The organism is Streptomyces sp. CB02980 (genome assembly GCF_014451325.2).
In the GTDB taxonomy this organism is placed as follows: domain Bacteria; phylum Actinomycetota; class Actinomycetes; order Streptomycetales; family Streptomycetaceae; genus Streptomyces.
Genome location: NZ_JACSCH020000008.1, coordinates 22,142 through 40,539 on the forward strand (window position 1 = coordinate 22,142; position 18,398 = coordinate 40,539).

Annotated in this window: 20 protein-coding genes; 9 read left to right on the top strand and 11 right to left on the bottom strand. The window is 73.3% G+C overall.

The window, feature by feature from the left end:
- Window positions 1–32: 32 nt before the first annotated feature.
- Window positions 33–257, bottom strand: coding sequence for a hypothetical protein (locus tag E0F75_RS18175; protein WP_055604039.1), 225 nt, complete (start codon window positions 255–257; stop codon window positions 33–35).
- Window positions 258–543: 286 nt separating this feature from the next.
- Here E0F75_RS18175 and E0F75_RS18180 point away from each other — a divergent pair, with 286 nt between their 5' ends.
- From E0F75_RS18180 to E0F75_RS18190, 3 genes are all read left to right on the top strand, one after another.
- Window positions 544–1,089: a Clp protease N-terminal domain-containing protein gene (locus tag E0F75_RS18180; RefSeq protein ID WP_187623568.1), complete on the top strand. Its 546-nt coding sequence runs from the start codon at window positions 544–546 to the stop codon at window positions 1,087–1,089.
- Window positions 1,090–1,130: 41 nt separating this feature from the next.
- Window positions 1,131–2,237: a DMT family transporter gene (locus E0F75_RS18185; RefSeq protein WP_229312723.1), complete on the top strand. Its 1,107-nt coding sequence runs from the start codon at window positions 1,131–1,133 to the stop codon at window positions 2,235–2,237.
- 174 nt (window positions 2,238–2,411) lie between these two features.
- Complete coding sequence (locus E0F75_RS18190) at window positions 2,412–3,377, top strand: DMT family transporter (protein WP_187623569.1); 966 nt, start codon at window positions 2,412–2,414, stop codon at window positions 3,375–3,377.
- A 31-nt stretch (window positions 3,378–3,408) separates the two neighbouring features.
- On the opposite strand, the gene E0F75_RS18195 is transcribed toward E0F75_RS18190, so the two are convergent.
- Both E0F75_RS18195 and E0F75_RS18200 read right to left on the bottom strand, forming a co-directional pair.
- On the bottom strand, window positions 3,409–4,053 hold the full coding sequence (locus E0F75_RS18195; RefSeq protein ID WP_187623839.1) for an FMN-binding negative transcriptional regulator: 645 nt from the start codon (window positions 4,051–4,053) through the stop codon (window positions 3,409–3,411).
- Between the two features lie 83 nt (window positions 4,054–4,136).
- Window positions 4,137–4,862 (bottom strand): pyridoxamine 5'-phosphate oxidase family protein, encoded by a 726-nt coding sequence (locus tag E0F75_RS18200; RefSeq protein WP_229312724.1) that lies wholly within the window; start codon window positions 4,860–4,862, stop codon window positions 4,137–4,139.
- Window positions 4,863–4,897: 35 nt separating this feature from the next.
- Here E0F75_RS18200 and E0F75_RS18205 point away from each other — a divergent pair, with 35 nt between their 5' ends.
- A complete protein-coding gene (locus tag E0F75_RS18205) occupies window positions 4,898–6,232 on the top strand; it encodes an aminotransferase class I/II-fold pyridoxal phosphate-dependent enzyme (protein WP_187623570.1) in 1,335 nt (444 codons plus the stop codon).
- A gap of 244 nt (window positions 6,233–6,476) precedes the next feature.
- Here E0F75_RS18205 and E0F75_RS18210 read toward each other — a convergent pair whose 3' ends face one another.
- Window positions 6,477–7,520: a DMT family transporter gene (locus E0F75_RS18210; protein ID WP_187623571.1), complete on the bottom strand. Its 1,044-nt coding sequence runs from the start codon at window positions 7,518–7,520 to the stop codon at window positions 6,477–6,479.
- A 74-nt stretch (window positions 7,521–7,594) separates the two neighbouring features.
- Here E0F75_RS18210 and E0F75_RS18215 point away from each other — a divergent pair, with 74 nt between their 5' ends.
- Window positions 7,595–8,497, top strand: coding sequence for a LysR family transcriptional regulator (locus E0F75_RS18215; protein WP_187623572.1), 903 nt, complete (start codon window positions 7,595–7,597; stop codon window positions 8,495–8,497).
- Between the two features lie 8 nt (window positions 8,498–8,505).
- On the opposite strand, the gene E0F75_RS18220 is transcribed toward E0F75_RS18215, so the two are convergent.
- Complete coding sequence (locus E0F75_RS18220; protein WP_187623573.1) at window positions 8,506–8,973, bottom strand: pyridoxamine 5'-phosphate oxidase family protein; 468 nt, start codon at window positions 8,971–8,973, stop codon at window positions 8,506–8,508.
- Between the two features lie 78 nt (window positions 8,974–9,051).
- On the opposite strand from E0F75_RS18220, the gene E0F75_RS18225 reads away from it, so the two are divergent.
- Window positions 9,052–9,786, top strand: a complete 735-nt coding sequence (locus tag E0F75_RS18225; RefSeq protein ID WP_187623574.1) for a cysteine hydrolase — start codon at window positions 9,052–9,054, stop codon at window positions 9,784–9,786.
- Here E0F75_RS18225 and E0F75_RS18230 read toward each other — a convergent pair.
- Window positions 9,773–10,174 (bottom strand): Rieske (2Fe-2S) protein, encoded by a 402-nt coding sequence (locus E0F75_RS18230; protein WP_187623575.1) that lies wholly within the window; start codon window positions 10,172–10,174, stop codon window positions 9,773–9,775. The genes E0F75_RS18225 and E0F75_RS18230 overlap by 14 nt on opposite strands.
- A 437-nt stretch (window positions 10,175–10,611) precedes the next feature.
- On the opposite strand from E0F75_RS18230, the gene E0F75_RS18235 reads away from it, so the two are divergent.
- Window positions 10,612–11,259 (top strand): alpha/beta fold hydrolase, encoded by a 648-nt coding sequence (locus tag E0F75_RS18235; RefSeq protein WP_187623841.1) that lies wholly within the window; start codon window positions 10,612–10,614, stop codon window positions 11,257–11,259.
- A gap of 48 nt (window positions 11,260–11,307) precedes the next feature.
- On the opposite strand, the gene E0F75_RS18240 is transcribed toward E0F75_RS18235, so the two are convergent.
- The 5 genes from E0F75_RS18240 to E0F75_RS18260 all read right to left on the bottom strand — a co-directional run bounded on the left by E0F75_RS18240 (window position 11,308) and on the right by E0F75_RS18260 (window position 15,444).
- On the bottom strand, window positions 11,308–12,030 hold the full coding sequence (locus E0F75_RS18240; RefSeq protein WP_187623576.1) for an adenosylcobinamide amidohydrolase: 723 nt from the start codon (window positions 12,028–12,030) through the stop codon (window positions 11,308–11,310).
- A gap of 28 nt (window positions 12,031–12,058) precedes the next feature.
- Window positions 12,059–12,517, bottom strand: coding sequence for a group II truncated hemoglobin (locus E0F75_RS18245; RefSeq protein ID WP_187623577.1), 459 nt, complete (start codon window positions 12,515–12,517; stop codon window positions 12,059–12,061).
- A 37-nt stretch (window positions 12,518–12,554) separates the two neighbouring features.
- Entirely contained in the window at window positions 12,555–13,229 is a 675-nt protein-coding gene (locus tag E0F75_RS18250) for a TetR/AcrR family transcriptional regulator (RefSeq protein WP_187623578.1), read from the bottom strand.
- A 151-nt stretch (window positions 13,230–13,380) separates the two neighbouring features.
- Window positions 13,381–14,541, bottom strand: coding sequence for an agmatine deiminase family protein (locus E0F75_RS18255; protein ID WP_187623579.1), 1,161 nt, complete (start codon window positions 14,539–14,541; stop codon window positions 13,381–13,383).
- Between the two features lie 309 nt (window positions 14,542–14,850).
- Window positions 14,851–15,444, bottom strand: coding sequence for a TetR/AcrR family transcriptional regulator (locus E0F75_RS18260; RefSeq protein ID WP_187623842.1), 594 nt, complete (start codon window positions 15,442–15,444; stop codon window positions 14,851–14,853).
- Between the two features lie 131 nt (window positions 15,445–15,575).
- Here E0F75_RS18260 and E0F75_RS18265 point away from each other — a divergent pair, with 131 nt between their 5' ends.
- Together E0F75_RS18265 and E0F75_RS18270 are read left to right on the top strand one after the other, a co-directional pair.
- A complete protein-coding gene (locus E0F75_RS18265; protein ID WP_187623580.1) occupies window positions 15,576–17,324 on the top strand; it encodes a serine/threonine-protein kinase in 1,749 nt (582 codons plus the stop codon).
- Between the two features lie 105 nt (window positions 17,325–17,429).
- Complete coding sequence (locus tag E0F75_RS18270) at window positions 17,430–18,005, top strand: TetR/AcrR family transcriptional regulator (RefSeq protein WP_187623581.1); 576 nt, start codon at window positions 17,430–17,432, stop codon at window positions 18,003–18,005.
- Window positions 18,006–18,398 lie beyond the last annotated feature (393 nt).

Below are 18,398 nucleotides of genomic sequence, written 5' to 3' on the forward strand. Positions count from 1 at the left end.
GTCGCGGAACGTAGCCGGGTGGCCGTGAACATTCAATACTGATGAACCGTCAGTTCTGCGGCGGCCGGTCCCGCCCCGTCACCGATCCACCAGATCTCGGACGCGTCGAAGCTGTCGGAGGCGCGGGGTGCCCCGTCCTCCTCGTGACAGTGGAAGGCCGCCCAGAACAGATCGGCCGGCAGCGCCTCCCGGGGCGCGTACACCCGGTAGACGTACTGCCGCCCGTCGCGCGCGAGCAGAGCCACCATCCAGAACACGATCGGAAGACGTAAGGGGCAGGGCCTGTGGTTGCGTCGGGGGCGCAAAGCAAGGCGGCGCGCGCCCCGGGAGGGCAACACACGCGATCTCATCCATAAGGAGGAGGAACCGCGCGCGCGTGCCCAACTCCGGTGGGATGCGGACATGCTTCTCCCCGGCGATGCCCCGGCGGGCCGAGCCTGATGAGGTGGGAGGGTGCACCGTCCCGTCCCGATTCCCCAGCAGCCACTCCGGCAGGCCGCCGCCCCGCGCGCGGAACTCACGCCCTTTCTGACGCCGTCCCTCATGACGGTCGTGACGGGCGCGCGCCGCAGAGCCCTCCGGGACGGCGACCGGCAGATCGACACCGCCCACCTCCTGCACTCGCTCATCGAGTCCGACCCCGAGGCCGGCGCCGCCTTCGAGGGCGGTCAGCAGCTCGCCCGCGTCCTCGGCTACCTCGTGCAGCGTTCCATCGGATACGGGCTGCGCTGGCAGCGCTCGGTCGAGGAGTCGGGGGCCGGCCGCCGGATGCCCGCCATGCGCGGGGCCGAGGGGCAGGACGTTCGGGCCTCCGGCTGGTCGCCGGCCGCGACCGCGGCCCTCGAGGAGGCCTTCCGGCGGGCCGCCGAACGCGGGGACACCCAGGCGCGCGGCCTCGACCTCCTCGCCGTCGTCGCCGCCGACCCGGAGAGCCGGGCCGCCGAGGTGCTGCGCCGCGCCGGGGTCGACCCGGCCGCGCTGAGCGCCCGTGCCGGAGCCCCCGCCGGAGCCCGTGCCGACGCCGGTACGGCCGCTCTGGCGGAAGGGTCCGTTCCATGGCGGGACGGGGAACCGTCTCAACAGGTGTAACGGGGGTTACGCCCCTGACCGCGTCCTGTCATCATGGCCCGATGCACGCGTCTCAGGGGAGAAGCGCCGGCCTGGGACTAGCCCTGGCCTCGGCCTTCGCATTCGGTGGTTCAGGAGTGGCGGCCAAGCCGCTCATCGAGGCGGGACTCGACCCGCTCCATGTGGTGTGGCTCCGGGTCGCCGGCGCCGCGCTCGTCATGCTCCCGGTGGCCTGGCGCCACCGGGACCTCCTGCGCCGCAAACCCGCTCTCCTCGTGGGCTTCGGGCTGCTCGCCGTCGCAGGCGTCCAGGCCTTCTACTTCGCCTCGATCTCCCGTATCCCCGTCGGCGTCGCGCTGCTCATCGAGTACCTCGCCCCGGCCCTCGTCCTCGGCTGGGTCCGCTTCGTCCAGCGCCGGCCCGTCACCCGCGCCGCGGCCCTCGGCGTCGTCCTGGCCGTCGGCGGTCTCGCCTGTGTCGTCCAGGTCTGGTCCGGGCTCACCTTCGACCTCGTCGGACTCCTCCTGGCGCTCGCCGCCGCCTGCTGCCAGGTCGGCTACTTCGTCCTCTCCGACCAGGGCTCGGGCGAGGCCGAACAGGCCGACCCGATCGGCGTCATCGCGTACGGGCTGCTCATCGGCGCGCTCGTCCTCACCGTCGTCGCCCGCCCGTGGGGCATGGACTGGGCGCTGCTCGGCGGCAGTGCCGACATGGACGGCACCTCCGTGCCCGCGTGGCTGCTGCTCGGCTGGATCGTGCTGATCGCCACGGTGCTCGCGTACGTCACCGGCGTCGTCTCGGTGCGCCGCCTCTCGCCGCAGGTGGCGGGTGTCGTGGCCTGTCTGGAGGCCGTCATCGCGACCGTGCTCGCCTGGGTGCTGCTCGGGCAGTACCTCGACGCGCCGCAGATCATCGGCGGTGCGGTGGTCCTGGTGGGAGCCTTCATCGCCCAGTCGTCGACGCCGAAGGCGCCTGCGGCGGGACCTGTGGCGGGGTCGGCGGCGGACGCGGGTATGACGGACGCGGCGGGTGTGACGGACGCGGCGGGTGTGACGGACGCGGCCGGTGTAACGGACGCGGCTGTTGTGAGGAACGCGCCTGGTGTGACGGAGGCGGTCGATGCGACGGACCGCGATACCGAGTTGTCCGCCCGGCGCACCGGGGCCTAAGGTGCCGATCATGCATTCGACCGTGCTTCCGCCTCCCGCCGCCTAGCGCGCGGAGACTCTCCTCGACGAAGACCGGGCTCGGCCGGGCGACCTCTCGCCCCCGAGCGGTTCGTCGCTGCCCGCGCGCGGAGCCGAGCGACCACCTTTCCCTCCTGTCTTCCACGGAGAAGTCACGTGTCGAACTCTTCGGAATCCGCCCTGTCCGTCGGGCGGAGCCTCCTCTATCTGATCGTCGCCGGGATCGCCTGGGGCACGGCCGGTGCCGCCGCCTCGCTGATCTTCCGCATCAGCGACATGGGCCCGCTGGCCCTGTCCTTCTGGCGCTGCGTCGGCGGTCTCGTCCTCCTGCTCGGGGCGCTCGCCCTGCGTCCCCGGCGCGGGGTCGCCCGGACGGCCATGGAATCGCGCGGCCGCCGGACGGCCCGCATCCTCGGCACCGGGATCGGGCTGACCGTCTTCCAGAGCGCCTACTTCGCCGCCGTCGAGGCCACCGGCCTGGCGGTCGGCACGGTCGTCACGCTCGGCGCGGGACCCGTCCTCATCGCGGTCGGCGCCCGACTCACCATGGGCGAACGCCTCGGCCGCGGCGGCATCATCGCCGTCACCGGGGCGCTCGCCGGGCTCCTCGTCCTCGTCCTCGGCGGCGGAGCGGCCGAGGTCCGGCCGCTCGGTGTCGTCCTCGCGGTCGTCTCGGCGGCCGGATACGCGGCGATCACCCTGCTCACGCGCTACCTCGGCCGCGACGGCGGCCGCACGGACGCGCTGTCCACCACGACCTGGGCCTTCGCGATCGGGGCGGTCGGTCTGCTGCCCGCGGCGCTCGCGGAGGGGGTCATACCGCACACGGACGCGCCGGTGAGCGTGCTGCTCCTGCTCGTCTACGTCGCCGCCGTGCCGACCGCGCTCGCCTACGCGCTGTACTTCGCAGGGGCGGCGGTCGTCCGGGCCGCCACCGTCTCCGTGATCATGCTCCTGGAGCCGGTGAGCGCGGCCGTGATCGCCGTCTCGCTGCTCGGAGAGCGGCTCACCACCGCCATCGTGCTCGGCACGCTGCTGCTCCTCGCCGCCGTCACGGGCCTCGCGTTCGCCGAGGCGCGGACGGCGACGGCGGAACGGCGGCGGGAGGCCGTGGCGGTGTAGGCGGAGGCGGGGGCGTGCCCCCCCACGGATGTCAGCCGGTGGTGCGGCGGCGCAGTTGGTGGCCCCGCGCCGCCCGGTCGCGGGGGCCGTCGCGCTCGGCCAGCCGCTCGCTGACCCGGTCCTGGACCTCCTGCGGCTTGTTCCCCGCGTACTTGAACTTGGCCCGCACCTCGGTCACCTCCAGGCGCAGCACCCGGATTCCGGAGAGAAGGCGGCCGAACGGGGCCTCGCCGGGGACGGCCGGGGCCGTGCCACCGTCCGGCTGGAAGTGGGCGACCTGACGGTTGAGCAGCTCCGCCTTCTCCGCCGGATCGTCGACCACGTGCGCGGTGCAGCGCAGCTGGACGGAGGCGTAGTAGGAGGTGGGTGTGCCGTGCGCGGTCGGCGTGCCCTGGGGGGCCGTCCATGTGCCCGGTACGAAGACGTAGTCGTCGACCACGCCGAGGAGCACCGTCGGGTTCGCCTCCAGGGCGCGCCACAGGGGGTTCGGGCGGGCCAGATGGGTCAGCACCCGGCCGTACGGGCCGGGCTCGGCCTCGTACCGGAAGTGCATGGGCTGCACCCACGGCGGTTCTCCGGGCAGGCCGTTGACGGCGAGCTGGCCGAAGTCGTGCCGGGAGAGCCAGTCGCGCCACTCGTCCTCGTCGTGGGGGGCGTCCCAGGGGTGGATCAGCATGGTCCGTCCGTCCTCGGCATCGTCCGTCCGTCCCTTCGTCGTTCGTGGCTTCGCCATCCGGGGCTTCGCCGTTCGTGGCTTCTCTAGAGCGCGGCCAGGTAGTCGGGCAGGGCGACGGCCGGGTCGAGGTCGTCGGCCGGGACCGGCGCGCCGTAGCCGCCGCGCACCGGGACCACGCCGGACCAGTGGGGGAGGCCGAGGTCCTCGGCGTCGTCGTTGGGGCCGCCGGTGCGGACCTTCGCCGAGACCTCGTTCAGGTCCAGGCGGATCACGGCCGTGGCGGCGAGCTCCTTGGCGTTCGCGGGGCGGGAGTCGGCGGAGCGGCCGGGAACGACGTGGTCGACCAGGGCGTCGAGGGCGATGCGCAGCTCCTCGGGGTCGGTGACCTGGTGGGCGGTGCCGTGGACCACGACCGAGCGGTAGTTGAGGGAGTGGTGGAAGGCGGAGCGGGCGAGCACGAGGCCGTCGACGTGGGTCACGGTCAGGCAGACGGGCAGACCGGGGGCCGCCACGCCGTCGCCGGCCGCGCGCAGCGGCCGCGAGCCGGTCGAGCCGTGCACGTAGAGACGGTCGTCGACGCGGCCGAAGAGCGTCGGGAGCACGACCGGCGCGCCGTCCCGCACGAACCCGAGGTGGCAGACGTACGCCTCGTCGAGTATCGAGTGGACCAGGGCCTTGTCGTACGACGCGCGCTGGCGGGAGCGGGTCGGGACGGTCCGGTCGGTGGGCGTGTACGTGTCGGCGACGGCAGCGGTCTCGGAGGCCAGGGCGGAGGTCCTGTCGGCGGCCGTGTCGGCGGCGGTGCTCATTGCGTTCTCCATTGCACTAGTGCATACTTGCTTTTGTGCTAGGAGAGTATCGGATCGAAGGTCGTCGCGCATCGGACATCGCCGCGAGCGTGGAGCGGGGGGTGGGGCTCGGGGCTCTTGAGCCAGGGCGACTCCTGCCGCCGATGCGGGAGTTGGCCGGCGTGCTCGGCGTGAACCCGAACACCGTCGCCGCCGCCTACCGCACCCTGCGTGAACGCGGGGTCATCGAGACCGACGGGCGTCGCGGCAGCCGGGTGCGCCCGCGGCCCGCCACGACCGCGCGCGGCTCGATCCGGGTGGAGGCCGCCGCCGGGGTCCGGGACGTCGGCAAGGGCAACCCCGACCCCGTCCTGCTGCCCCCTCTCGGCGAGGCCTTCGCCGAGGTCGCGCGGAGGTACGCCGAACGCCCCGGTATGTACGGAGAGGCTCCCGTCGACGAGGAGTTCGGGCGCCTCGCGCGCGCCGCGTTCGACGCGGACGGGGTGCCGGACGGGCCCATCGGCGTCACGTCCGGGTCCCTCGACGCCATCGAGCGCGTGCTCGCCGTGCACCTCAGGCCCGGCGACGCCGTCGCCGTCGAGGACCCGGGCTGGGGCAGCCTGCTCGACCTGGTGCCCGCGCTCGGGCTGCGGCCCGTGCCGATCGCCGTCGACGACGAGGGGCCGCTTCCCGAGGCGGTCGAGCGCGCGATCAGGAGGGACGGGGCGCGGGCGGTGATCGTGACGGACCGGGCGCAGAACCCGACCGGTGCGTGTGTCACGGAGGCCCGCGCGGGGGAGTTGCGGCGCGTGCTCGCGGAGCATCCCGGTGTGCTGCTCATCGAGGACGACCACGGACACGGGATCGTCGCGCAGCCGCTCCACCCGCTGGCCGGGGGCAACGACCACTGGGTGCTGATCCGCTCGGTCGCCAAGGCCTACGGCCCCGACCTGCGGATCGCCGCCTTCACCGGCGACGCGGAGACCGTCGACCGGGTACTCGGCCGGCAGCGGCTCGGGCCCGGCTGGGTCAGCCGGCTCCTTCAGCGGACCGTCGCGCACCTCTGGGCCACGGATGCGGTGGACCCGGAGGTTGTCGCGCGCTCGTACGGGAAGCGGCGCGACGGACTCGTACGGGCGCTGGCCCGGCGGGGTGTCGAGGCCCACGGGCGCAGTGGCATGAACGTGTGGGTGCCGGTGCCCGACGAGACCGGGGCGGTGGCGGGTCTTGTGGCATCGGGGTGGGCGGTGGCGCCGGGGGCGCGGTTTCGGATGGAGGCGGGGCCGGCGGTGCGGCTCACGGTGTCGGGGCTTGCGGTGGGCGACGTCGAGGCGCTTGCGGAGGCGGTGGCGAGGGCGGTGGGGCCGGTGGTGGCGCGGAGCTATGGGTGAGGCGGGGGCGTGGCGCGGGGCGGGGCCTTGCTTGTGGGGCTGCGGATAGCCCGTGCGGGCCGGGCCTGCGCCGCGGTCGTGCGGGCTGTGCCTGTGCCCTCGCCGGCTCCGTGTGGGCAATCGTCCCGCTGGGCGGGACGGGTGGGCACACGGGACGGCGCGCTTGGCGGCGCCTCCGCCCCTCGTGCCTGGACCCGCACCCACAGTGCACCGTGCACCAGGGTGCGGGTTCAGGCGCGGAAGCCTAGGCCCGGCTGGGGGCGCCGTTCGTTGTGCCCGCGCGTTCCGCCCCTGGGGCCCCCTGGGCGAAGTCCTTGGGGGAGGGGCGAATGCCCGCAACGGGGGGTGAGGGGGGAGTGGTGCGGTTTGACGTGCGGGTTTGGGTGAGGGCTGCGCCCGCCAGGACGATCAGCGCGCCCACCGGAGTGTTCCAGGCGAGTTGTTCGTCCAGGAGGGCCACTCCCGCCGTCGTCGCGATGACCGGGATGAAGTACGTGACCATCGCGGCCGTCGTCGGGCCGACCTCCGCGACCACCCCGTACTGGAGCAGCATCGCGTACCCCGTACCAAGGGCGCCGAGTGCGATTACGGCGAGCAGCGGGAGTACCTCCACCGACTTCGGGACCGAGGTGAACAGCGGGGTGACGACCGCCAGTTGCAAGGTCGCGAGGCCGACCTGGGAGCCCGCGAGCGAGAGGTTCGAGGCGCCCGTGCCGCTCAGTGTCCTGCGGACGTAGATCCAGCCGACCGCGTAGCTGAACGAGGCGAGCAGGGCCAGCGCCGTGCCCGTCACGTCGACGCCCGAGAACCCCTGCCACGCGCCGAGGACCGTGAGCACGCCCATGAAGCCGATGCCCAGGCCTGCCGCGCGGACCCGGGTCGGACGGTCCTCGGAGAGCGCCACGAGGGAGAGCAGCATGCCCCACAGCGGGGTCGTCGCGTTGCAGATGCCCGCGAGCGTCGACGGGATGGTCAGCTCGGCGTACGCGAAGAGGGAGAACGGCAGCGCGTTGAGGAGGAAGGCCGCGACCGTCAGATGGCCCCAGACGCGGGCGCCGCGCGGCAGCCGGTCGCGCTTCACGACCAGGGCGACGGCGAGCACCGCCGTACCGAAGAGGAGCCGCCCGAAGGTCACCTGGAACGGAGCGAAGCCCTCCGTGCCGACCTTGATGAAGACGAAGCTGAAACCCCAGATCAGGGCCAGTACGCCGAAGCGGACGCGCCAGTCCAGCAGGCGTGAGGCGGAGGACGGGGCGGGGGGTGCGGTGGGTGGGGCTGCGGGGCTCATGCCACTCAGGGTGACCGTCCCGACCTCTTAGGACAAGCGAGAATTCCTCGACCCCTTCCCTTAGTATCGCTTACATGTTGAATCTGGAGCGCCTGCGCACCCTCGACGCCGTCGCCCGGCACGGCTCGGTCAGCGGCGCGGCCGACGGACTCCACGTCACCACCTCCGCCGTCTCCCAGCAGCTGTCCAAGCTGGAGCGCGAGGTGGGGCAGCAGCTGCTCGCCAAGAACGGCCGGGGGGTGCGGCTCACCGACGCCGGGCAGCTGCTCGCCGAGCACGCCGCCCGGATCCTCTCCCAGGTCCAGATGGCGCAGGCCGACATCGAGGCCCAGCGCGGCCAGGTCGTGGGCGAGGTGCGGGTCGCCGCCTTCCCGACGGCCGCCCGGGGCCTCTTCCCGGCCGCCCTCGCCGCCCTGCGCGAGGGGCACCCCGACCTCCGGGTCCGTACGACGGAACTGGAGCCGGAGAACGGCGTGCGCGCGGTGCTGCGCGGCGACGCGGACCTCGCGCTCGTCCTGGACTGGAGCAACAAGCGGGCGCCCGTGCCCGGCGGCCTCGAGCGCGCCCATCTGCTCGACGACTCCGCCGACGTGGCCCTGCCCGCCGGGCACCCGCTGGCCGGACGGGAGGAGGTGGACCTGGTGGACTTCGCCGACGAGGAGTGGGTCTCCTGGCCCGAGGGCGAGTTCTGCCACGACTGGCTCATGTTCACGCTGCGCTCGCAGGGCATCGAGCCGCGGATCGGCCACCTGGCGGGGGAGCACCACACGCAGCTGGCGCTCGTCGCGGCGGGACTCGGCGTGTGTGTCACGCCGAGGCTCGGTCGGCCCGTGCCGGAGGGGGTCGTGTTCGTGCCCGTACGACAGCAGGTGCGGCGCCACATCTACGCGACCTGGCGCGCCGACGCGGGCCGCCGGCCCTCCGTGCGTGCGGTCGTCGGCGCGCTGCGGGCGGCGGCCGAGCCGTTGGGGAGCTGACCCGGGGCTCAGGGGCCCGCGAGTTTGCGGAAGTCCCACGATGCGATCGCGTCCGGAGTCAGTCGCATCCAGGCGTGCCTGCCGTCGTGCGGCATCGCGTCCAGGCCGAAGTTCTTGGCGGCGAAGAGCTGCTCGGGCACGTCGAGGTCCGGGCACGGCTCGCCCGTACGCGGGGCCTCGCCGACGAAGGTGACGGTGCCCGACAGCTCCACGCCGCGCAGCTCGCCGTAGTCCTCGCCGTCGTCCACCACGACGGCGATCCTCGGGTCGGCGCGCAGCTCCGCCCAACGGCGGCTGCGCGTCAGCGAGTACAGCCAGAGCGAGGAGCCGTCCCAGGCGAACCAGAGCGCGCTCACGTGCGGGCGGCCGTCGGCGGAGACGGTCGCGACCCGGCAGGTGCGCTGTTCGGCGAGGAAGGAGTCGAGCTCCGCCGGGGTCATCATGATCCGGCGTCCACGGCGCTGTGCGACGGTCATCGTCCGCACCCTTCTGGATTTCTGATGAGACGTCAGAAAGCATGGAGGGCCATTCGCGCGCGTGCAAGGGGAGAGACCATGGAGCAGAGGGCGAGAGAGCGGCTCGGGGAGCGGATCCGGCCGGACGGCGGGGTCGTACTGCTCACCGTCGAGTGTCAGCAGGGGGTCGTCGGGCCGGAGAGCGCGCTGCCCGAACTGGCCGCCGTCGCCCGTGCGTCGGGGGCCCTGCGGAACGTCGCCCGGCTGGTGGCCGCCGCGCACGAGGCGGACGTCCAGGTCATCCACGCCGTCGCCGAACGGCGCCCCGACGGGCGGGGAGCCAACAGCAACGCCCGGCTCTTCCGGGCCGCCGCCCGGCTTCCCGTACAGCAGCACAGCGGGAGCACGGCGGTACGGATCGCCGAACCGATCGAGGTCACCGAGGAGGACCTCGTCGTACGGCGGCTGCACGGGCTCTCGCCGCTCGCCGGGACCGATGTCGACCCGCTGCTCCGCAACCTCGGCTGCCGGACGCTGATCGTCACCGGCGTCTCCGCCAACGTGGCCGTGCCCAACGCCGTCTTCGACGCCGTCAACCTGGGCTACACCGTGGTCGTGCCCGGGGACGCCATCGCGGGGGTGCCGGCCGACTACACCCCCGCGATGATCCGTCACACCCTCGCGCTCGTCGCCACGATCACCACGACCGACGAGATACTCGCCTGCTGGAAGTTCCCCCGGCGGTCCGGGGAAGCGGGGAGCGCGTCGGGCGGAGGAAGCGCCGGGAACGCCGGGAGCTCCGGGAGCGGCGGGGGTGTTGTCAGCCGAGGCTGATCGCGTCGCCGACCACCTGGATCGGTGTCGGCGGCAGGGGGGAGCCGGCCGGGCCGGACTTCACGCTGCCGTCCGACACGTCGAACTGGCTCTGGTGGCACGGGCAGACGATGACGCCGTCCTTGATGCTGCTCACGGCGCAGCCCGCATGGGTGCACTTCGAGGAGAAGGCCTTGAACTCGCCGGGCTTCGGCTGGGTGATGACCACGCCCTTGTCGGCGAGGATCTTCCCGCCGCCCACCGGGATGTCCGCGGTGCGTGCGAGCGTCTCGCCCTCCGCCGCCTCGTCCTTGTCGTCGGTGCCGCCGCCCCCGCAGGCGGCGAGTACCGCTACGAGCCCCGTGCCGCTCGCCGCCGCGACGACCGTCCGGCGTGCCACTCCGCTCATGTGCTGCCCCTCTTCCTCGTGCGTTCGGAGCAGTTGTGCTCCTGCCAGAAGGTACGTCCGTGACCTGTGTCCCGTTCACGGGATCGGGCGTTCGCTTCCTTACAGTTCTTGTCGGAGCGTCTGATCCTGGACATCTGGTGGCGCGGTACGCCAAGTTCGACCGGATCGTCGGCACCGCCCACCGGGACACCGGGCACCCCGTGATTCCCGGGCCGCCGCCCCGTCCGCCGGGGTCCGTATCTGACGGGCCGTGCGACCTGGCAGACTGCGGGCCTCACCGTCGTCTCCCCCGTGTCGTGAGCGGACCACTCCACCGGGGAAGCGGCAAGCGACTCCTGGAGGCCCACCATGGCGCAGCAGCCCGGACAGCCGGCGGTCCGCACGAGCGGACGGCCCCGTCGGCCACCGCACCGGCCCGGGAGCGGGGCGAGCGCCCGATGACGCTGTGCCCCACCCGGCGCGCCGATCCCGGCGCGTTCGTCGTCCGCAGCGCCCCCGCCGTGCCGACCGCGGCCGTGCTGCTGCTCCACGGGGGCCGCGCCGACGGCCCCGAGCCGCCGCCCGCCCTCAACCTGCCCGCGCTGCGCATGCGGCCCTTCGCCGCCGCCGTGAGCCGGGCCGTCCGGGGCCGGGACGTGCTGATCGCCGAGGTGCGCTACCGCCACCGGGGCTGGAACGGGGAGAGCGCCGACGCCGCCAGGGACGCCGAGAGCGCGCTCGTACGCCTCCGGGAACAGGCCGGGCCCGTCCCCGTCGTCCTCGTCGGCCACTCGATGGGCGGCCGCGCGGCACTCGCCGCCGCGGGAGACCCGGCCGTCCGCGGTGTCGTCGCCCTGGCGCCCTGGTGCCCCACCGACGAGCCCGTCGACCATCTGGGCGGCCGGCGCCTCTACCTCCTCCACGACGAGAGCGACCGCGTCACCTCGGCCCGCGCGTCCTGGGACTTCGTCCGCAGGGCCCGTGCCGCGGGCGCGGACGCGGCGGGCATCCCGATGCCGACGGGTGGCCACGCGATGCTGCGGGGCGCCCACCTGTGGCACCGGCGGGCGGCCGAACTCACGGCGGCGCTGCTGTCGCACGGGTGAGGGGGCACGAGCGGCACGACCTGGGCGAGGGCCGGGACCGGCTGGACTCTAGGCGGTGACCAGGCCCGCGCACGCCGCGCGCGTCGCCGCGTGAACCGCGCGGGCGAGGCGGGCGCCCCACAGGGAGCGTGGGCCGGTGAAGGGTTGGGGTTCGGTACCGGTGTCGGCGTGGGGGCCGATGTCGATGCCCGTGCGGGGGCCGGTGGGCGACGGGGCCGCCACGCAGACCGCGTCCGTCGGTGTGCCCGAGGCGTCCGCGCCGAGTTCCACCAGGGCCTGCACCTTGGCCTCGGTGGCGGTGGCCACCGCGTTCACCAGGGCGGCGTCCGTGAGGGGGACCGGCAGCGACACGATGATGTTGATCGTGCCGGGGTGGGGGGTCGTGATGCCACCGGCGCCCGGTGCCGCCGCCCAGCCCCGTACGCCTATCCCCGCGGTGACCACCGCCCGCACACCGCCGTCCTCGGCGTGGCACCGGTCCGCGACCGAGGCGGCCGTCATCAGGCCCACGCCCGCGCCGGTGAGCCCCGCCCCGGCGGCCAGGTCGCGGAGGTGGGCGACGGGATCGAGCCGGTCGTAGCCGGGCGGTACCTGGGCGTTGATCACCCACTCCCGCTCGCCGATGCCGCCACCGAGCACCGCGCTCGACACCATGCGGACGCCCGGCCCCGGCGCCCAGACGAGCAGAGGCCGGTCACGGCCCTGCTCCGTGTGGGTGAGCAGAGCGGCGTCGGCGAGAGACGCGCTGGTCAGGAGGGTTCGCGTAGGCACCCCCGCACCCTAGGGGGTGCCTCGTGGATCAGGCGAGGCCGTCCCAGCCCCAGCGCGGTGTGGGGCCGGGTTCGCCGAGGTCCGTGCCCGGCGCGGAGGCCGAGACGTCCTTGGCGATACGCGTGCCCCAGTCGAAGTACTCCACCACCCGGCGGCGCAGCAGGGCGTCGTCCGGCAGCTCCTTCTCCACGGCCGCAGTCATCAACTCCATCCAGCGCAGCCGCTGTTCCTCCGTGATGCCGAGCCCGAGATGGGCGCGGAGCAGGGCCTGGTGCCCGCCGAGATCCGCCGTGAACTCGGCGGGACCCGAGAACACCTCCGCCAGCCAGACGGCGACGTGCTCCACATGGGCGGCGGTGAAGTCGGCGAAGACGGGTGCGAGGAGGGGGTCGGCCAGGACGCCCTCGTAGAACGTCTCGGAGAGCCGGCGCAGCGCGTCGGCGCCGCCCACGGCCTCGTACAGGGTGTTCGTGTGCTCGGCGGTCATGGAGGGCCTCCGGATCCGGGATGTGGCCTCCCAGCTTTCACACAACACGGCCCGGATCCAAGGATGTTCGCTCTCGGCGGGGCGAGGCGATCCCCTCGGGTTCGCCGGTGACCCAGGTCTCCGGCGGCCAGCGGCGACTCAGATGCCTCAGCTCCACGGAGATGCCCGCCCGCATCAGCTCGCGGGCGTGGTCCAGGGTCAGGGCGCCGCTCAGCCAGCGCGTGCTGAGTCCCTCCGTGAGGGCGGTCATGCGCTCCGCGGACGCCGTGAGTGCCGGCGCGGGAACGGCCGGGCAGGCCTCGGCCAGCAGCGCCGCGACGTCGTGCACCCAGGTCAGGCCGGCTCTGGCGAGCTCGGTGCGCAGCTCCGGGTCGAAGACCGCGCTGGCCCGCAGCTCGCCCCACGCCGTGCTGTTCTCCCGTACCTCGGGAAGGTCCTGGAACTCCAGCAGCAGCGACCGTTCCAGTTCCTGATGGGCGTCCAAGCCTTCGGCGGATCCCTCGTCCGCCGCCGTGTACCGATCGGCCCGGTCGCTGATGAACTCCAGCGTGTGGCGCAGGATGCCCGCCCGGTCCTTGAAGTGGTAGTAGATCAGCGCGGTGGACACCCCGGCCTCGACCGCCAGCTCCTCCACCCGCAGTCCGCGGACCCCGCGCCGCGCGATGACCCGGGCGGCCCCTTCCAGGATCGCCGTTCGGCGGTCTGTGGCCACGTCGTGCCTCCTTGTCGTCGCTCGGAGTATCTCATGCTGACTGAATGTTCAGTTCATGTCGATGGAATGGGGCGACCGCCCCGGCCCGGGGAGGGCCGAGACGGTCGCACCCCGCTCGTGGTGCTCGTGGCACTCGTGGCGCCGCGTGGCGTCAGGCGGCGGGCTTGCCCGGCTGATCGTGGGTGGAGCAGTGGATTCCGCCGCCGCCGGAGGCGATGGTGTCGATCGGGACCATCACGATGTCGCGCTGCGGGAAATGCTCCTGGAGGATGCCCTTGGCGCGGTTGTCGGCCTTCCGGTCGCCAAACTGGGGCAGGAAGACGGCGTCGTTGGCGATGTAGAAGTTGGCGTACGTCGACACGAAGTCGTCGCCCTCGCCGGTGATCCGGTCGAGGTCGGGCTGCGGCAGGTCGATGATCTCGAAGCGGCGGCCGCGCGCGTCGGTGGCCTTGCCGAGCACCGAGCGGGCCTGGTCGGCCGAGCGGGACCAGGAGTCCGGGGGAGTGCCGGGGAACGCCTGGTCCAGGAGGACCACTCCGGGGGCGACGAAGCGGACGAGGCTGTCCACGTGCGCGTCGGTGATGTCCTCGCCGCGGACGCCCGCCAGCCAGACGACCTTCTTCACCCCGAGGGTCTCGATGAGCTCGTCCTCGATCTCGTCCCGGCTCATGCCCCGGTTGCGGTTGTCGTTGACGATCGAGCTCTCGGTGATGAGCAGGGTGCCCTCGCCGTCGGTCTCGAAGGAGCCGCCCTCGGCGACGAGGGGCGCCTCGACGCGGGAGATCCGGTACTTCGTGAGCAGGGTCTCGCCGACCAGGGCGTCGTTCTCGTGCTCCTGCTTGTTGCCCCAGCCGTTGAAGTTGAGGTCGACGCCGACGACCCTGCCCTCCTCCTCGACGAAGACGGGCACCGTGTCGCGGGCCCACAGGTCGTCGACGTCCAGCGGGATGACCTCCACCAGGGATCCGCACGCCCGCTGCGCCGCCTTCAGCTGCGCGGGCCTGGCCATCATGACGACCTCCTCGTACTCCGCGACCTCCCGCGCGATCCGCGCGATGTCCTTCCGTACGTAGGGCAGGTCCTCCATCCAGACCGACTCCAGGGCCGGCCAGGACATGAAGGTACGGGTGTGGCTCTCCCACTCGGCGCCCAGCCGGCGCTCTCGGCCGTTCCCGCCGTCCGGCTTCGCACCGCCGGCGGCGGCAGCGGACACTCCGGGCTCCGCGGGGCCGCATGCGGAAGCGCCGAGGACGAGCGCGCTGATCCCGGCGAAGGAACGGAGGGCGGAGCGTCGGGAGGGGAGAAAGGTCATCGTGGACTCCGATCGTGGACTGGCAGGACGGAGGCATCCGGCCGCGGCGGGGGCACGGAGGGAGGGCGGCAGGGTCGTCACGCGAGTCCTGCTTCAGAGGGTGCATCATCCGCACCGCGTACGCGCGTCACCGCGACAACGGGGACGGCCTCAGATCAAGAACTGTCGCACTGACTGAAATATCAGTCAAATCTCGCGATCGGGGTGCGGAGGCGTGGACGTGTGACGGTGCGCTTGTGTGGCGGTGGAGCGGTGGAGCGGTGGAGCGGTGGAGTGGCGGAGCGGTGGGGCGCCGTCGGGGCCGGCCGCTCACGGTCGCGCGTGCGCCGTCAGGTGTGCGAGTTCCACCTCGATGGCCTCGCCCAGCAGCTCGCGGGCGTGGTCCGGGCGCAGGACGCCGCTCAGCCGACGCGCGCCGAGTCCCTCGCGCAGCGCGGTCAGGCGCTCGGCGGAGGCGGTGCGCTCCTCCGCGCTCGCGGCCGGGCGCGCGAGGGTGAGGAGTCCTGCGACATGCCGGGCCCACGCCGCACCCGCCGTGGCGAGCGCCTCGCGGAGCTCGGGCTCGAAGATCGCGCCGGCGCGTAGCTCGCCCCAGGTCGTGGCGTTCTCGCGCTCCTCGGGGAGGTCCTGGAACTCCAGCTGGAGGGCCATCCCGAGCAGCTCCCCCGGGTCCGCCGGTCCGTCGGCGCCCTGCTGTCCCAGGGAGTGCCGCTTCGCCCGGTCGGTGATGAACTCGAGCGTGTGCCGCAGGATGCCGGCCCGGTCCTTGAAGTGGTAGTAGACCAGCGCGGTCGACACCCCGGCCTCGGCCGCCAGCTCCTCCATGCGGAGCCCGCGTACCCCTCGTCGGGCTATGGTGCGGGCGGCTGCTTCCAGGATCGCGGTTCTGCGGTCCGTCACCATGTGGTCCCTCCGTCCGTCAGGCATCGCCGGTCATGGTCCTCATCGTCTCATATTGACTGAAACTTTAGTTAGGGGCACGATGCGGGGAGCGTCGCTCGTCGCTCCGTTCCACCTGCCGAAAGAGCCACCGCATGTCCGCTCAGCTTCCCGGTGTACAGCCCGCCCACACGGCTCTGGCCTCCGACGACCCCCGCGAGATCGGCGGCTACCGGCTTCACGCACGTCTTGGCGCGGGCGGCATGGGCGTCGTGTACCTGGCGTACACCCCCGGAGGGCGTCCGATCGCCCTGAAGGCGGTGCGGGCCGAGTTCGCCGCGGACCCCGAGTTCCGCGAGCGCTTCGCCCAGGAAGTGGCCAGCGCGCGGCGGATCCACGGCCTGTTCACCGCGCAGGTGGTCGACTACGGCGTGGACGCCCGTACGCCGTGGCTGGCGACGGCGTACGTCCCGGGACCCACCCTCCAGCAGGTGGTCCAGCGGCACGGCCCGCTGCCGGTGCGCACCGTCCTGCTGCTCGTGGCCGGCATCGCCGAGGCGTTGCAGGGGATCCATGGCGTGGGCGTCGTCCACCGGGACCTCAAGCCCGCCAACGTGCTGATCGCCGCCGACGGTCCCCGGGTGATCGACTTCGGGATCGCGCGCGCGGCCGACGCCGCCGCGCTGACCGGGGCGGGACTGCGGATCGGCACCGCCGCGTTCATGGCGCCCGAGCAGGCACTGGGTCTCCAGGCGACGGCGGCGACCGATGTGTTCGCGCTCGGCGCGCTCGCCGTGTACGTCTCGGGCGGAGCGCCGCCCTTCGGGGGCGGGCCGGAATCCGCCGCGCTGTACCGCGTGGTCCACGAGGCGCCCGACCTGGCTCCCGTCCCCGCCGCCCTGCGTGACCTGCTCGGATGCTGCCTGGCCAAGCGCCCGGAGGACCGCCCCTCGACCGCCGAGCTGATCGCGGCCGTCCACGCCCATCCCGCCGTGGGGCCGCGGCCGGAGTTCGCCGACGGCTGGCTGCCCCACCCCGTCAGCGCCGACATCGCGGGGCACGGCACGGGACCGACGCCGCCGCCCCATGTCCAGCCCACCGTCACGGCCACCGCGTTCTCCTCGCGGAGTCCCCACCCGGGAGTCGGCGCGGTGATTGGCTCGCCCGGCGGCACGGGCCCCTCCGCCGGTACGGGCCCCTCCGCCGGTACGGGCCCCTCCGCCGGTCCGGGCTCCGTCGGCGGTTCGGGTAGGGCTCCCACGACTCCTCCCGGAGGACCGGAGGCGCACCCCGCCGGTGCCCGGGCGCACACCCCTTCCTCGCGCAGGGCGCCCCGTCGTGGTGGCCGACTGCTGCTCACGGCCCTCGTGGCGTTCCTCGCACTCGTCGTGGGCGGGGCGGCCGTCTACTATCTCGACCCTCCGCCGGAGGAGGGGACGGATCCGGCCGGCGCCACCGGCGAACCCCCGGTACGGCCGTCCGTCACGGTGCAGCCTTCCAGCGGCGCGCCGAAGCCGTCCGGCGCGACCGCCTACACGGCCGGATACGCGGGCGTCGAGCTCACCTCGCCCGACACCTCGTACGAGTTCGATCTCAAGGCGGGCAAGGTCGTTCCCGAGTCGACCGCCGCCTGGTATCTCGCCCGTACGGACAAGGGATTCGTCCTGCCCGAGGAGAGCGACGCCTTCATCGCGACCGGGGACGAGCTGAGTCCGGCCGACTGCGTCCGCGGGATCGAGTCGGAACCGGTGACGACGCTGCCGTTCGCCGAACTCGCCGACCAACGGCCCTTCTGCCTGCGCAGCGCGGACCAGAAGGAGGTGGTGATCGCGCGCCTGGTCGAAGTCGCCGAGGACGGCGGGTCCGTGACCGTCGTCGTCGACCACCATCGGCGCGACGGATGACGTGGGGATCCGTGTCCTTCGTCGCCAACAGTGCGCAGGTCGGCGGCCGGTCGGCCGCCCATGGGCCGCGGGACCGGCCGGATCACCGGCGGGTAGGGTTCGGGCATGGCATCTCGTAGTACTCAGATCCTCGAAGCGGCAGCGCGGGTCATCGCCCGTCGTGGGATCCGCGGGCTGCGGGTGGAAGAGCTCGCGGCGGAGGCCGGCGTCTCCACGGCCCTGATCTACTACTACTTCAAGGACCGCTCCGGGATCCTGCGGCACACGCTGGAGTTCATCAGCCAGCGCGCCGAGCGCTACACGAGCGACCGCGACCCGGACGCCCCGCCGCTGAGCCCCCGCGAGGAACTCGAGGGCACACTCCTCCTGGAGCTCCAGGACACCGTCGAGGTACGGGAGAACAGCGCGGCCTGGGGTGAGTTGAGGGCGAGTGCCGTCTTCGACGAGCTGCTGCGCGAGGACCTCGCCCGGGCCACCCTGATGTGGGCCCAGGACGTGGCCGTGCTGCTCGGCCAGGTGCAGCCCATGGCGTCCGCGTCGGCGCTCGCCGCCGCGGGGGAGCGGCTCACCGCTCTCCTGGAGGGGCTGAGCATGCGCTGGCTCGGCGGCGGGATCAAGATCGACCACGCGCGCGCGTTGCTGCTCGGCGCCGTCGAGGCGGAGCTGGCCGCGCTCCGCTGAGTCGGGGGGCCCGAACGCGTGCCCCTCCGCGCTTCCACGCGTTCGGTCCGCAACGCCGCAACGCCGCAACGCCGCAACGCCGCAACGCCGCAACGCCGCAACGCCGCAACGCGTCCGCGCCCTTCGTGCCGCCCGTGCCACAGTGGGCCGCCGCAGCCCTTCCCTGCCGTGAACCGCTCCTTCATGTCACCCCTCATCTGCTGAGGAGCGTTTACTCCCAGGCATTGACTGTTTTTTCAGTCAATGCCACAGTGAGGACATCGCCGAGAACGGACTGCTCTCGCATCCGTACCGCCGGCTTCCCTGCCTGCCGAGGTCCTCCTCGGCCCTCGCCGCTCCCGCGGCCTCCGGGGCCGTGACCCGGTCCGGCGCCCAGCGGCGGCCGTGCCGTCC

What these genes read in the sequence shown, in the direction of transcription:
- E0F75_RS18180 (WP_187623568.1), top strand. Translation starts at nt 544, where the DNA reads ATGACGGTCGTGACGGGCGCGCGCCGCAGAGCCCTCCGGGACGGCGAC.
- E0F75_RS18200 (WP_229312724.1), bottom strand. Translation starts at nt 4,862, where the DNA reads ATGAGCACCGCCGCCGACACGGCCGCCGACAGGACCTCCGCCCTGGCC.
- E0F75_RS18225 (WP_187623574.1), top strand. Translation starts at nt 9,052, where the DNA reads ATGGAGCAGAGGGCGAGAGAGCGGCTCGGGGAGCGGATCCGGCCGGAC.
- E0F75_RS18255 (WP_187623579.1), bottom strand. Translation starts at nt 14,541, where the DNA reads ATGACCTTTCTCCCCTCCCGACGCTCCGCCCTCCGTTCCTTCGCCGGG.
- E0F75_RS18195 (WP_187623839.1), bottom strand. Translation starts at nt 4,053, where the DNA reads ATGCTGATCCACCCCTGGGACGCCCCCCACGACGAGGACGAGTGGCGC.
- E0F75_RS18230 (WP_187623575.1), bottom strand. Translation starts at nt 10,174, where the DNA reads ATGAGCGGAGTGGCACGCCGGACGGTCGTCGCGGCGGCGAGCGGCACG.
- E0F75_RS18185 (WP_229312723.1), top strand. Translation starts at nt 1,131, where the DNA reads ATGCACGCGTCTCAGGGGAGAAGCGCCGGCCTGGGACTAGCCCTGGCC.
- E0F75_RS18260 (WP_187623842.1), bottom strand. Translation starts at nt 15,444, where the DNA reads ATGGTGACGGACCGCAGAACCGCGATCCTGGAAGCAGCCGCCCGCACC.
- E0F75_RS18235 (WP_187623841.1), top strand. Translation starts at nt 10,612, where the DNA reads ATGACGCTGTGCCCCACCCGGCGCGCCGATCCCGGCGCGTTCGTCGTC.
- E0F75_RS18265 (WP_187623580.1), top strand. Translation starts at nt 15,576, where the DNA reads ATGTCCGCTCAGCTTCCCGGTGTACAGCCCGCCCACACGGCTCTGGCC.
- E0F75_RS18245 (WP_187623577.1), bottom strand. Translation starts at nt 12,517, where the DNA reads ATGACCGCCGAGCACACGAACACCCTGTACGAGGCCGTGGGCGGCGCC.
- E0F75_RS18215 (WP_187623572.1), top strand. Translation starts at nt 7,595, where the DNA reads ATGTTGAATCTGGAGCGCCTGCGCACCCTCGACGCCGTCGCCCGGCAC.
- E0F75_RS18270 (WP_187623581.1), top strand. Translation starts at nt 17,430, where the DNA reads ATGGCATCTCGTAGTACTCAGATCCTCGAAGCGGCAGCGCGGGTCATC.
- E0F75_RS18210 (WP_187623571.1), bottom strand. Translation starts at nt 7,520, where the DNA reads ATGAGCCCCGCAGCCCCACCCACCGCACCCCCCGCCCCGTCCTCCGCC.
- E0F75_RS18220 (WP_187623573.1), bottom strand. Translation starts at nt 8,973, where the DNA reads ATGACCGTCGCACAGCGCCGTGGACGCCGGATCATGATGACCCCGGCG.